Annotated in this window: 13 protein-coding genes; 6 read left to right on the forward strand and 7 right to left on the reverse strand. The window is 71.3% G+C overall.

Features of this window, described 5'->3' with window-relative positions; translation table 11 throughout:
- The first annotated feature begins 63 nt into the window (after positions 1-63).
- A complete protein-coding gene (locus BM204_RS19140; RefSeq protein WP_091116761.1) occupies positions 64-477 on the forward strand; it encodes a DUF302 domain-containing protein in 414 nt (137 codons plus the stop codon).
- A complete protein-coding gene (locus BM204_RS19145; RefSeq protein ID WP_091116764.1) occupies positions 477-746 on the forward strand; it encodes a metal-sensitive transcriptional regulator in 270 nt (89 codons plus the stop codon). The genes BM204_RS19140 and BM204_RS19145 overlap by 1 nt, the downstream gene beginning before the upstream one ends.
- Here BM204_RS19145 and BM204_RS19150 read toward each other — a convergent pair.
- Positions 709-1,707 carry a YeeE/YedE thiosulfate transporter family protein gene (locus BM204_RS19150; RefSeq protein WP_091116766.1) on the reverse strand — a complete coding sequence of 333 codons (999 nt, stop codon included), beginning with the start codon at positions 1,705-1,707 and terminating at the stop codon, positions 709-711. The two genes, BM204_RS19145 and BM204_RS19150, sit on opposite strands and share 38 nt — an antisense overlap.
- Before the next feature lie 23 nt (positions 1,708-1,730).
- Between BM204_RS19150 and rlmC the strand changes: the two genes are divergently transcribed.
- Positions 1,731-2,864, forward strand: coding sequence for a 23S rRNA (uracil(747)-C(5))-methyltransferase RlmC (gene rlmC / locus BM204_RS19155; RefSeq protein ID WP_091116768.1), 1,134 nt, complete (start codon positions 1,731-1,733; stop codon positions 2,862-2,864).
- On the opposite strand, the gene BM204_RS19160 is transcribed toward rlmC, so the two are convergent.
- The 4 genes from BM204_RS19160 to heR form a co-directional block, all read right to left on the reverse strand.
- Complete coding sequence (locus tag BM204_RS19160) at positions 2,861-4,297, reverse strand: MFS transporter (protein WP_091116770.1); 1,437 nt, start codon at positions 4,295-4,297, stop codon at positions 2,861-2,863. The two genes, rlmC and BM204_RS19160, sit on opposite strands and share 4 nt — an antisense overlap.
- Positions 4,298-4,354: 57 nt before the next feature.
- Positions 4,355-5,821, reverse strand: coding sequence for an MFS transporter (locus BM204_RS19165; RefSeq protein WP_091116772.1), 1,467 nt, complete (start codon positions 5,819-5,821; stop codon positions 4,355-4,357).
- Positions 5,719-7,608: a translational GTPase TypA gene (typA, locus tag BM204_RS19170; RefSeq protein ID WP_091116774.1), complete on the reverse strand. Its 1,890-nt coding sequence runs from the start codon at positions 7,606-7,608 to the stop codon at positions 5,719-5,721. Before typA ends, BM204_RS19165 begins: the two co-directional genes overlap by 103 nt.
- 124 nt (positions 7,609-7,732) lie before the next feature.
- Positions 7,733-8,527, reverse strand: coding sequence for a heliorhodopsin HeR (gene heR, locus BM204_RS19175; protein WP_170259256.1), 795 nt, complete (start codon positions 8,525-8,527; stop codon positions 7,733-7,735).
- An 86-nt stretch (positions 8,528-8,613) separates the two neighbouring features.
- Between heR and BM204_RS19180 the strand changes: the two genes are divergently transcribed.
- The 3 genes from BM204_RS19180 to BM204_RS19190 are packed head-to-tail and all read left to right on the forward strand — an operon-like array spanning position 8,614 to position 11,286.
- Positions 8,614-9,960, forward strand: coding sequence for a protealysin inhibitor emfourin (locus tag BM204_RS19180; protein WP_091116777.1), 1,347 nt, complete (start codon positions 8,614-8,616; stop codon positions 9,958-9,960).
- Positions 9,957-10,538: a GNAT family N-acetyltransferase gene (locus BM204_RS19185; protein ID WP_218031319.1), complete on the forward strand. Its 582-nt coding sequence runs from the start codon at positions 9,957-9,959 to the stop codon at positions 10,536-10,538. Before BM204_RS19180 ends, BM204_RS19185 begins: the two co-directional genes overlap by 4 nt.
- Positions 10,525-11,286: a class I SAM-dependent methyltransferase gene (locus BM204_RS19190; RefSeq protein WP_091116778.1), complete on the forward strand. Its 762-nt coding sequence runs from the start codon at positions 10,525-10,527 to the stop codon at positions 11,284-11,286. Before BM204_RS19185 ends, BM204_RS19190 begins: the two co-directional genes overlap by 14 nt.
- Here the strand turns inward: BM204_RS19190 and BM204_RS22365 are convergent.
- Entirely contained in the window at positions 11,261-11,791 is a 531-nt protein-coding gene (locus BM204_RS22365) for a GNAT family N-acetyltransferase (protein ID WP_143099841.1), read from the reverse strand. The two genes, BM204_RS19190 and BM204_RS22365, sit on opposite strands and share 26 nt — an antisense overlap.
- A gap of 189 nt (positions 11,792-11,980) precedes the next feature.
- Positions 11,981-12,409, reverse strand: a 429-nt coding sequence (locus BM204_RS22810) for an HNH endonuclease signature motif containing protein (protein WP_177223728.1), incomplete at its 5' end; no start/stop codon positions are given.

The following is a 12,409-nucleotide window of genomic DNA, read 5'->3' on the forward strand; positions in this document are numbered from 1 at the left end:
GGTTGTACAGTTGACGGCACGGGGAGCCTGGACGGGCCCGCCGACATGACGGAAGGAACGACGATGGCTGACTACACGCTCTCGATCACCGCGCAGCTCCCCTACGAGGAGACGGTGACGGCCGTACGCGAGCAGCTCGCCGAGGCGGGCTTCGGCGTGCTGACCGAGATCGACCTGAAGGCGACCCTCAAGAAGAAGCTCGACGTCGACGTCGCGCCGCAGATCATCCTCGGCGCCTGCCGTCCCGAGCTCGCGCACCAGGCGCTGCAGGCCGAGCCCTCGATCGCGGCCCTGCTGCCGTGCAACGTCGTGGTCCGCTCGGTGGGGGAGACGACCACGGTCGTCGAGGCCTTCGACCCGGCCGTGATGACCTCCTTCGCCGGCGACTCCGACGCGCTCCGCGCGGTCTCCGAGGACGCCCGCACCCGCCTCTCGCGGGCCCTGGACGCGGTCGCCGCGGTGGAAGCGGGGAAGTGATGGAGCTCGAGCCCACCGACATCAAGCCGATCATCACCCGGATGAAGCGCGCCAACGGCCACCTCGCCAGCGTCATCCGCATGATGGAGGAGGGGTCCTCCTGCGAGGACGTCCTCACCCAGCTGGCCGCCGTCAACAAAGCGATCTCGCGCGCCGGCTACGCCATCGTCGCCACCGGCCTACAGCAGTGCCTGACCGACGCGGGAAACGACGGCCTCGACGGCGTCGACGTCAAGAAGATGGAGAAGCTGTTCCTCGCGCTGGCGTGAGCGCCAGCCGCCGAGAGACCGCGGCTGCCGCAGTGACGCCGAGGAACATCGCTGCCACGACGACGTACGACGACACGCTGAGCTGGGCGACCCCGGACAGGCCGTGCCCGAGGTTGCAGCCGCCGGCGATCCAGCCGCCGGCGCCGAGGAGCACGCCTCCGGCGGCGAGCTGGAAGTAGCGCACGCGCGGCTCCCCCCGGAGCCGGAAGCCGCCGGCGCGCGGGTCGCCGGTGCGGGAGCCGACGGTGCCGCCGGCGACGATGCCGAGCAGGAACGCGACGAGCCAGTAGTTCGGGTCGCTGTCGGCGATGCTCACGACCGCACCGACCGAGCTGGGTCCGAACGAGGAGCCACCAATCGCGGCGAGCGCCCAGGCCAGCGTGACGGCAGCGCCCAGGCCGAGGCCGATCCGCTGCCACCCCCACGCACCTCCCGGCCGGTCGTCCCGGTGCGGCCGGCGCAGCAGCACGAACGCGACGAGCACCAGCAGGACGACGGCGACCAGCAGGCGCGGCAGCCCCAGGATCCCGGGCAGCGTCGCCTCCTCGCCGCCGGGGAGCAGCGTGGGGCCGGGGATCGTCAGATCGCGCGCGGCCAGCTCGCCCACCGCCCAGCCGCCGAGGCCGACCAGCGCCCCGAGCATCCCGGACCCGAGCTTGTAGAACAGGCCGGAGACGCACGAGCGCGCGACGACCATGCCGACCCCGATCAGCAGGCCGCCGCTGATGTTGGCGACCGGCCGGAACGCCAGGCCGCGGTTGAGCTCCTCGGCTCCCGGCAGCAGGAACAGCACGGCCAGCCCGACGGCACCGATCGCGACCCCGAGGGCCCAGCCGCGCACGAGCAGGAAGCGACGCTCCAGCGAGTCCCGGATCGCCGAGTGGAAGCACAGCTGCCCGCGCTGGAGCACGAAGCCCGTGGCGACGCCCGCCAGGGCGCCGGTCGCGATCGCAGTGAGCATGCCGCCACCGTAGCCTTGGGCCCGTGCAGTGCTCCTACTTCGACGCCGGCCGGTGTCGCTCGTGCAGCGAGCTGGACACGGCGTACGACGTGCAGGTGCGCGCCAAGGAGGACGAGTGCCGGGCGCGGCTCGCCGCCCTGGGCGGACAGAGCGACGCCCTGGTGTGGCTGCCGACCGTGACGAGCCCGGAGGCGGGCTTCCGCAACAAGGCCAAGATGGTCGTCGCCGGCACCACAGCCCAGCCCACGCTGGGGATCCTCGACCCGCACGGGTCCGGTGTCGACCTGCGCTCGTGCCCTCTCTACTCGCCGGCGGTGCACGCGTTGCTGCCGCTGCTCGCCGACTTCGTGGGCACGGCCGCGCTCACGCCGTACGACGTGGCGACGCGACGAGGCGAGCTCAAGCACCTGCTGGTCACGGAGTCGCCGGACGGGGAGTTCCTGCTGCGCTTCGTGCTGCGGACCTCGGAGTCGGTGCTGCGGATCCGCAAGCACCTGCCGGGGCTGCTGGCCGCGGCGCCGGTGCTGGCTGTCGTGTCGGTCAATCTGCAGCCCGAGCACAAGGCGGTGCTCGAGGGGGAGCACGAGGAGGTGCTGACCGAGCGGTCGACCCTGCCGATGCGGGTCAACGACCTCGTCCTGCAGCTGCCGCCGCGCAGCTTCTTCCAGACCAACACCGCGCTGGCGGCCGTGCTCTACCGCCAGGCTGCCGCGTGGGCCGATGACGTCGCGCCGACGTCGGTGCTCGACCTCTACTGCGGCGTCGGCGGCTTCGCGCTGCACCTCGCTGCGCCCGGTCGTCGGGTCGTCGGTGTCGAGGCGAGTGCGGAGGCCGTGGCAGGGGCGACCGCGACCGCGGCCTCGGCCGGGCTGACGGCTTACTTCGTGGTCGGTGACGCGACCGAGTGGCCGGTCGACGCCGACCTGGTGGTGGTCAACCCGCCGCGACGGGGTCTCGGTCCTGTGCTGGCGTCGCGGCTCGAGGAGTCGTCGGCGCGGACGGTCATCTACTCCAGCTGCAACGCCGCGTCCCTCGCCACCGACCTGGCCGCGATGCCGTCGTGGAGGCCGGTCGAGGCGCGGCTGCTCGACATGTTCCCCCACACGCGGCACTACGAGGTCGTGACGCTGCTGAGGCGCGACCAGCCCGCGACCTAGACCCTCGCGGGGGTCTGCTTCGGGATCAGCAGCGTGAGGACGACCCCGCTGAGCGCCGCGCCGGCACCGATCAGGAAGCACGCGCGGAAGGCGCCCTCGGAGGGGAGCGGGAAGCCGCCGAAGTCGGTGGTCGAGGCGGCGAGCACACCGGCCATGACGGCCGCCGAGGTCGTCGTACCGACCGATCGCATCAGCGCGTTGAACCCCACGGCCGCCCCGGCCTCGGAGAGGGGCACCGAGCTCATGATCAGCGCGGGCATCGCGGCATAGCCGATGCCGACGCCGGCGGAGCTGATGCAGGTGACGACGAGCAGCTGCCAGGAGGCGTCCATGAAGAAGACGCCGACGAGGTAGCCCAGAGCGAGCACGGTCGCGCCGATGGCGAGCGTGATCCGCGCCCCGAAGGCGGTCATCAGGCGGCTCGAGACCGGCGCGAAGGCCATCATCACCAAGCCGCCCGGCGCCATCCAGAGGCCGGCGGCGAGGAGCGTCTGACCCAGGCCGTAGCCGGTCGACTCGGGCAGCTGGAGCAGCTGCGGCACGACGATGGCCTGCGCGAGCATCCCGAAGCCGATGGCGACGGCGGCGAGGTTGGTCAGGAGCACGGGACGGCGGGCCGTGACGCGCAGGTCCGCCAGCGGCGCGGGGTGGCGCAGCTCGTAGAAGCCCCAGGCGACGAGCACGACCGCGCCGGTCACGAGGCACAGCCACGGGCGGGCGGTGCCCCAGCCCCAGTCGCCGCCCTTGGTGATGCCGACGAGCGTGATGACCAGTCCGGCCGCGAGGCCGAGCGCGCCGACGACGTCGAGGCGACCACCCTTGACTGACGGGACGTGCGGCACGACGACCGCGACCGCGATCGCGACGAGGACGGCGAGCACGCCGGAGAGCCAGAACAGGACGTGCCAGTCGAACGCGTCGGCGACGTAGGCCGCCAGCGGCAGGCCGATCGCGCCGCCGACACCGAGGGTGCCGCTCATCGCGGCGATCGCGGTGCCGGTCTGCGCGGGCTTGGTGATCTCGCGCAGCAGGCTGATGCCGACCGGGATGAAGCCCATCGACAGGCCCTGGAGGGTGCGCCCCGCGAGCATCGGGAGGAGCGTGTCGGAGAGCGCGCAGATCACGGAGCCGAGGACCAGGATCAGCGAGCTGATCAGCAGCACCCGCTGCTTGCCGAAGAGGTCGCCCAGGCTGCCCGCGATCGGCATCGCCACCGCACCGCCGAGCAGCGTGGACGTCACGACCCACGACGCGTTGGCGGAGGTCGTGTCGAGCAGCACCGGCAGGCTGCCCTGGAGCGGGATCACCAGGGTCTGGGTCAGTGACGCGATCAGGCCGCCGAAGCACAGCACGATGATCGACACCCCGGCCCGGTGCGAGCGGTCCGGCTCGTCAGCTGGCGTGGTGTGGGTGGCGGTGGAGACGGTGGTCACCGGGAGATCGTAGGCGGATAGTTGCCAGCGACAACTGTTTTGGGGGTGGGATGTTCGTCACTCGGAGGCGCCAACGCCCGCGCCCGCCTCGCGCCGACCGACGCCGTAGGCGACAGCGGCGGCGACGACCGACGTCGAGGACAGGATCAGCAGGGCCGCCCGGAAGCCCGCTGCGCCGCCGCCGAAGACCCCCATCAGCGTGACGCTCAGGGACGCGCCGGCCGCGAAGCCGAGGTAGCGCAGCACCTGGTTGAACGCCAGGGCGCTGCCGGTCTCGCTGCGCGGGACGTGGGGGACCATGAGCACCGCGAGCGACGAGAACGTCAGGCCGCTGCCGAGGCCGCCGATGCCCATGCAGAGCGCTGCCTGCCACAGGTGGTCGTGCTCGAAGGCCAGCGTCGCGGAGGCGCCGAAGAACATCAGGCACCCGACCGGCAGCAGCGCCCCCGACCCCAGGCGCCGCCCGATCACGCGTTCCAGCCGGCTGCCCAGGATGCTCGCGAGCGAGTAGGGCACCAGCATCAGCCCGGCCACGGTCACGGGCTGGTCGAGCCCCCAGCCGCCGTCGCTCTGGACGAGCACGACGACGAGGGTTAGCAGTCCGTACATCCCGATCCCGGCCATCAGTGCGGTCAGGTTGGGCACGAACAGCCCGGGCCGTGCGGCGAGGCGCAGGTCGACGAGCGGGTGCGGGCTGCGGAGCGTCCAGGCCACCCACGCCGCCAGCAGCAGGAAACCGGCGGTGCCGAGCCCACCGGTGAGCAGCGACAGCCAGCCCCACGTGGCGCCGCGGGTGACGGCGAGCAGCACGCCGACCATCCCCGCCGAGAGCAGGACCGCGCCGAGCCAGTCGACGCGGGCCGGCGGCTCGCCGACACTGGCCGGCACGAAGCGCCAGGCCATGGCGAGGGTGACCGCGGTGAGCACGCCGCCGAGCCCGTACGCCGCCGGCAGGCCGCCGACCTCCGCGACCAACGCGGTCACGGGATAGCCCAGCCCCGCGCCTGCGACGGTGCTCACCGACAGCAGGGCGATGGCCGACGACCTCCGCTCCCGTCGTACGACGTCGCGCGCGACCGCGAGCGCGAGCGGCACCAGCGCGAGGCCGACGCCCTGCAACGACCGTCCGGTGACGAGCGCCGCGAAGCCCCACGGCACGGCCGCCAGGACCGAGCCGGCGAGGACCAGCGCCAGCCCGCCCAGGATCACCGGACGCCGCAGCCGGCCACTGCCCAGGCGACCCAGGATCGGCGTCGTGACGGCGCCCGCGAGCATCGTCGCGCTCAGCGCCCACTGGGCGTCCGTGACCGCTAAGTCGTAGTGCCGCGCGATCGCGGGGACGAGCGGTGCGCCGAGGCTGCTGACCACCGCCGTGACGGTGGTCAGCAGGACCAGCGTGAAGAGCTGGAGCCGCTCGCCGGCTACTTGCTCCCCTTGCGGACCCGGCTCGCGATCTTCGCGCGCTCGTGGGCGTCGAGGATCACCTTGCGGATGCGCACCGAGTCGGGCGTGACCTCGACGCACTCGTCCTCGCGGCAGAACTCCAGGCTCTGCTCGAGCGAGAGCTTCTTGGCCGGGATCAGCTTCTCGAAGTTGTCGGAGGTGGCGGACCGGATGTTGGTCTGCTGCTTCTCCTTGGTGATGTTGACGTCCATGTCGTCGGCGCGGGAGTTCTCGCCGACGATCATGCCTTCGTAGACCTCGGTGGCGGGCTCGAGGAACATCACGCCGCGCTCCTGCAGCGAGGTCATCGCGTAGGCCGTGGTGGCCCCCTTGCGGTCGGCGACGAGCGAGCCGTTGTTGCGCGAACGGATCTCGCCGGCCCACGGCTCGTAGGACTCGAAGATGTGGTGGGCGATGCCGGTGCCGCGGGTGTCGGTGAGGAACTCGGTGCGGAAGCCGATCAGGCCACGCGCGGGCACGAGGAACTCCATGCGCACCCAGCCGGTGCCGTGGTTGGTCATCGACTCCATGCGGCCCTTGCGGGTGGCGAGCAGCTCGGTGATCGTGCCGAGGTATTCCTCGGGGGCGTCGATCGTCAGGCGCTCGACCGGCTCGTGGACCTTGCCGTTGATGTCCTTGGTGACCACCTGCGGCTTGCCGACGGTGAGCTCGTAACCCTCGCGACGCATCTGCTCGACGAGGATCGCCAGCGCCAGCTCGCCGCGGCCCTGGACCTCCCAGGCGTCGGGGCGCTCGGTCGGGAGGATCTTGAGCGAGACGTTGCCGATCAGCTCCTGGTCGAGGCGGTCCTTGACCAGACGGGCGGTGACCTTGCCGCCCTTGGTGCGGCCGACCAGGGGCGAGGTGTTGGTGCCGATGGTCATGGAGATGGCCGGCTCGTCGACGTGGATGAGCGGCAGGGCGACCGGGTTCTCCGGGTCGGCGAGGGTCTCGCCGATGGTGATCTCCGGGATGCCGGCGATGGCGACGATATCGCCGGGGCCGGCCTCGGGGCCGGGCTTGCGCTCGAGGCCCTCGGTGACGAGGAGCTCGGTGATCTTGACGGTCTTGACGTCGCCGTTGCGACGCATCCAGGCCACGTTCTGGCCCTTCTTGAGGTGCCCCTCGTGGATGCGGACCAGGGCGAGACGGCCGAGGAACGGCGAGGCGTCGAGGTTGGTGACGTGGGCCTGGAGCGGCGCGCCCTCGGTGTATTGCGGCGCGGGGATCGTGTCGATGATCGTCTTGAAGAGCGGCTCGAGGTCGGTCGCGTCAGGCATGGTGCCGTTGGCCGGCTGCTTGATGGCGGCCAGGCCGACCTTGCCGGAGGCGTAGACGACGGGGAAGTCGAGCGCGTCCTGGCTGTGCGACTCGTCGAGCAGGTCCATGAAGAGCTCGTAGGTCTCCTCCACGACCTCCTCGATGCGGGCGTCGGGGCGGTCGACCTTGTTGACGACCAGCACGACGGGCATGTCGGCGTTGAGCGCCTTGCGCAGCACGAAGCGGGTCTGGGGCAGCGGGCCCTCGGAGGCGTCGACGAGGAGCACGATGCCGTCGACCATCGACAGGCCGCGCTCGACCTCGCCACCGAAGTCGGCGTGGCCGGGGGTGTCAATGATGTTGATCGTCATGCCGCCGGGGGCCGACGGGCCGTTGTAGTGGATCGCGGTGTTCTTCGCGAGGATCGTGATGCCCTTCTCGCGCTCGAGGTCACCGGAGTCCATGACCCGGTCGGCCACGCTCTCGGCCTCGTGCTCGGTGAAGGCGCCGGCCTGGCGGAGCATCGCGTCCACGAGGGTGGTCTTGCCGTGGTCGACGTGCGCGACGATCGCGACGTTGCGCAGGTTGGCGGACTTGATCTCAGACATGGGGCTACGACGACTCTTCCAGTGGAGGTGCAGGGGGCCCCGATGGGCCTCGTGGAGTCTAGTCGCGACCTCACCCATCCCACGATTCAGCGCCCGGTCCCGGCGCCGGGTGAGAGGGGCGTCACTAGCTCGCGAGTGATCCCGCGAAGATCTGCCAGGCGAGCGCGGACTTCGCGGCCAGGCTGAGCACCAGGTAGGCCCTCTCGCCGAAGACATAGCTGCGCCACGGCCCGATCTCGCGGTACTGCAGCCACTGGTTGAGCGCGAAGCTCATGAAGAACACGAAGAGCGACACGAAGATCCCGTAGACGAAGCCGGGGACGGTCTCGGAGCCGATGATGTTGAGGGTGATGACCACCCACGGCGTCGCACCCGCGATGCAGCCGAACCAGAACGGCAGCATCGTGGTGCTGCGACGCCCGGGCGGGTTCATGACCTCCTGCAGCCAGCCGAAGAGGATCATCGAGACGTTGGCACCGACGATCGCGATCACGGCGGTGAGCTGGGTGACACCGGCGTAGAAGGCGATCAGGAGGATCATGATCGTGGCGCTGAGTGAGTACTCCACCCAACGGAAGCGGTTGAGGCCGCCGCGCAGGTCGCTCTCGTAGCGGCCGCGCAGCACCGTCCCGGTCAGGCCGTGATCGATCGCCGCCAGCGCCAGGAAGACGGCGATCGCGGCGCCGACGGGCACGTCGAAGGCCGCGGCCGGGTCGGCGACCCGGGAGCCGGGCGGTCCTGTCGGGAACGAGTTGGACAACGTGATCGCGAAGTCGGTGGCGAGGACGAGCACGGCCACTGCCTGCGCGGCGTGCAGCACCGCGAGCGCGACGTTCCACCACCGCAGCCCAGCGAGGCGCTCGTCGTCCACGCCGCTGGCGGTCGCGAGGGCGTGGGCGGGGACGTGGTCGTTGCTCATGCAGCCAGTGAAGCGCACGGGGCCGAGCGGGCGTTCCAGTGCCTGCTGCCCTTGCCGCTGTCGGCGGTGTCGGGTTCGCTGGGGACATGTCTCGGACCCGTCACTGCTCCCTCCACTGCTTCGTCCCGCCCTACCTGCTCCAGCAGCTCGCGCTCACCGTCCCCGAGGAGGCGGACCGCTGGCGCCGGCTGCTCGCGATCGACGAGGACCTGCGGCTCCGGCGCGCGCAGGCCCCGGGCGTACGCCGTGGCGTGGCCGTCGCGCGCGGCCCGGCGTGGGTCGTCCACACGGCCGGCACCGGCACCGACCTCCCGGGCGAGGTGGCCCGCCGCGCAGGCGACCCGCCGTCCGAGGACGTCGCCGTCGAGGAGGCGGCGCTGGGCATCAGCGGCTCGTTGGCACTCTTCGAGGAGGTCTACGGACGCTCCTCCTACGACGGTGCAGGTGCCACGGTCTCGGCGACCGTCCACTTCGGGAAGGACTACGTCAACGCGTTCTGGGACGGCACGCAGCTGGTCTTCGGTGACGGTGACGGTCGGGTCTTCGACCGCTTCACCAAGCCCGTCGACGTCCTCGCCCACGAGCTGACCCACGCCGTCACCGAGCACACGGCCGGCTTCGTCTACGAAGGCCAGCCCGGCGCGCTCAACGAGTCGGTCTCCGACGTCTTCGCCAGCTGCCTCAAGCAGCGGCTGCTCGGCCAGACCGCGCTCGCGGCCGACTGGCTGATCGGGGCGGGCCTGTTCCTCCCGGGGGTCCGGGCGCGCGGGCTGCGCGACATGGCCGCCCCCGGCACGGCCTACAACGACCCCGCGCTCGGCCAGGACCCGCAGCCGGCCCACCTAGACGCCTACCTCGACACCACCGACGACAACGGCGGCGTCCACCTCAACTCCGGCATCCCCAACCGCGCCTTCCACCTCGCCGCCGTGGCGATCGGTGGCTCGAGCTGGGAGGGCGCAGGTCGCGTGTGGTTCGCCGCGCTGACCGGTGACCACGTCACGCCCCGCAGCGACTTCGCCGGCTTCGCCGCGGCCACGGTCGCTGCTGCCGCTGCCCTGGGTGACGTGGACGTCAGTGCTGTCGAGGAGGCCTGGGCGGGGGTCGGGGTCACCCCGAGCGTGTCCGCTCCCACGACCCGGCCCGCCGCCCCGGCGGCCGACCTGCTCGCCGCGACCGACCGGGTCGTCGTACGACGCTCGGGTGGCTTCGCCGGCCAGACCTCCGAGGCCCACGTCGACCTCGGGGCCGACCCGCGGGCCGGCGAGCTGCGTGACCTTGTTGGGCGGATCGACCTGCACCGGGTCGCCGTGAGTGCGCCCCAGCCCGACCGGTTCGTCTACGACTTCGACCTGTGCGGCGACCAGGCCACCCTCTGCGAGCAGGACCTCACCGACGACCTGCGTCGGGTGGCCGACCTGGTGCTGCCGTGAGCTTCCCCGAGGTGACGCACCCGAGTCCGTGGCCGGTGCGGGCCGACGGCCTGCTGTTTCGCGATGCCGTGGAGGCGGACGTGCAGACGTTGCAGTCCTTCCGCAACGACCCCGGCATCAACCGCTTCATGGTGCGCACCCACGTCGATCCCGACGACCTGCGTCGGGAGTGGCTCGCGGTGCCTGAGAGTCCGACCGACTTCTCCTGTGTCGTGGAGCGCGACGGCGAGGTCGTCGCGATGGGCTTCCTCGACGTGGTCGACGGCCCCGGTCAGCCTGGGTGTCCCAGCGGCACGGACGGACTGATCGGCTACATCGTCGATCCCCGGGTCGCCGGCCAGGGCATCGGGAGTGCGACGGCTCTGGCCCTGCTTCGAGCGGCCTTCGACGGGCTGGGGCTACGTCGTGTCACTGCGGCCGCCTACGCCGACAACACCGCTTCGGTGGCCGTGCTCGAGCAAGCGGGCATGCGCCGCGAGCGGCTCTCCGTCAAGGCGCTGTGGCACCACGAGCTCGGCTGGATCGACGAGGTGGGCTATGCCCTGCTCGCCGACGAGTGGCGCCATGGACCCGGCTGACTTCTACTCCGGGATCGTGGTGGACGCCTACGCCAGGCTGAAGTCGTCGACCTTCGACCCGGAGCCCTACGTGAGGTTCGTCCAGCGACACGGCGAGCCCGCGCTGGAGATCGGCTGCGGTGACGGGGAGCCGTTGCTGGACCTGTGTGCCGCGGGCCTCGACGTCGACGGTGTCGACTCCTCGGCCGACATGGTTGCGCGGTGCCGTGAGAAGGCGGCCGAGCGCGGCCTCACGACCGGCGTCTTCCACCAGCGCGCCGAGAGCCTCGACCTGGAGCGTCGCTATGCCTCGATCTACTTCGCCGGCCCGACGTTCAACCTGCTCCCGGACGACGACACCGCGTCCCGGGCCCTGCACGCCATCAGGGATCACCTGACGGAGGACGGAGCGGCCCTCGTCCCGCTCTGGGTGCCCGCGCCCACCCCTCCGGACGACTTCGACGTGACGCTCTCGGCCTCGGAAGATCCCGACGTCGAGCTCCGCTACACGTCGCTGTCCGAGGTCGTCGACCCGCAGCGGCGGACCCGGGTCACGACCGCACGCTACGAGCGGGTCACCCCGGCTGGGGTCGAGGTCGCCGACCGGGAGTGGCTCATCCACTGGCACACACCGTCAGGCTTCCATGCCTTGTGTGCGTCGGCCGGCCTGCGGGTCGTGTCGCTCGTCAACGACGAGACCGGGTCACCTGCTCCCGAGGCGTCGACGACGTTCACCGCGACAGTCACCCGGGAGGAGGGCCCTCCCTGAGCGCCGTGGGCGGTGCCAGACCGAACCACGGCAGGCACGGCTCGAGTCCGGTCACGCGCACCCGACTCGTGCGCGTCGACGACCTCCAGTCTGCTGCCGTCAGTCGCAGGTGCGTGAGCTCGATCAGTCCCCGTCCCGACGCGTTGAGGCTGATCCCGTTGTCGCGGTAGCCCAGATGGCGGGCGACGCCGAGAGAAGCGCCGTTGTCGCGACGGGCCGAGGTGACGGCTGCGAGCGCCCCCAGGTGGTCGAACGCCAGGGCCAGGACCGCCATCCGCATGGCGACCCCGATGCCTCGGCCGCGGACCGACGGCACGAGCCACGAGCCACGAGCCGGAGTCGACGGTGCGCACCGCCAGAAAGTCATCGGCCTCGAGCGACTGGATCCCGACCGGGTGCCCTTCGTGCTCGACCACGAAGGCCAGGGACCAGGAGGAGGGCGACCACGTGCCCATCGAACGCCAGTAGTCCTGGTAGACGAGCCGGCTCCGGTGCTGCGCGTCATCGAGCCCCTGGAACACCTCGGCGCCAGGATCGTGCTCGTAGTCGTCGGGCTGGATCGCTGCCAGACGCTCCAGGTCCGCCTCGCAGACGGGCCTGAGAGCGATCTCGCGGCACTGCAGGCGGAGACCGAACAACGGCCAGTCCACCGGCAGGCTCTCGTCAGGGCCACGGGTCATGGCGTCATCGTGCCTCAGGGGTCGGTGAGGTCTCTCGTGCCGGTGGGGGTGACGAGCATGGTCTGGCCGTGGGGTTCGTGCCAGAGGAAGGTGCCGGGGGTGAGTTGTTGGTAGCGCCAGCCGGCGTGGGTCTTGAGCTGGTGGTGGTGTCGGCATAGGGGTGCGAGGTTGCATTCGCAGGTGATGCCGGTTCTGGTGTGGGCGGTGAGGTGGTCCAGGTCGCAGGACCTGGACTTCTTGGTGCAGTGGGGGAAGACGCAGGTGGGGTTGCGGAGGCGGACTTTCTCGGCGGTGAGGAAGGTGGGGACGTAGGGGTCTGGCCGCTGGTGACCGTGGTGGCCGGTGTCTTCGCTGCCGTTGCAGTGGTCGTTGAGGTTGATGACGGGGCGGATGGTGATGTGGCGGTCGTCGCGGGCGAGCCATTCTCGGATGCGGTCGGCGAG

This window comes from Nocardioides psychrotolerans, assembly GCF_900113685.1.
Lineage (GTDB): Bacteria > Actinomycetota > Actinomycetes > Propionibacteriales > Nocardioidaceae > Nocardioides > Nocardioides psychrotolerans.

Bases quoted from the DNA above. Each gene is read 5' to 3' on its own strand.
- BM204_RS19140 (WP_091116761.1), top strand. From the start codon at position 64: ATGGCTGACTACACGCTCTCGATCACCGCGCAGCTCCCCTACGAGGAG.
- BM204_RS19145 (WP_091116764.1), top strand. From the start codon at position 477: ATGGAGCTCGAGCCCACCGACATCAAGCCGATCATCACCCGGATGAAG.
- BM204_RS19150 (WP_091116766.1), bottom strand. From the start codon at position 1,707: ATGCTCACTGCGATCGCGACCGGCGCCCTGGCGGGCGTCGCCACGGGC.
- typA (WP_091116774.1), bottom strand. From the start codon at position 7,608: ATGTCTGAGATCAAGTCCGCCAACCTGCGCAACGTCGCGATCGTCGCG.
- heR (WP_170259256.1), bottom strand. From the start codon at position 8,527: ATGAGCAACGACCACGTCCCCGCCCACGCCCTCGCGACCGCCAGCGGC.
- BM204_RS19180 (WP_091116777.1), top strand. From the start codon at position 8,614: ATGTCTCGGACCCGTCACTGCTCCCTCCACTGCTTCGTCCCGCCCTAC.
- BM204_RS19190 (WP_091116778.1), top strand. From the start codon at position 10,525: ATGGACCCGGCTGACTTCTACTCCGGGATCGTGGTGGACGCCTACGCC.
- BM204_RS22365 (WP_143099841.1), bottom strand. From the start codon at position 11,791: ATGACGCGCAGCACCGGAGCCGGCTCGTCTACCAGGACTACTGGCGTT.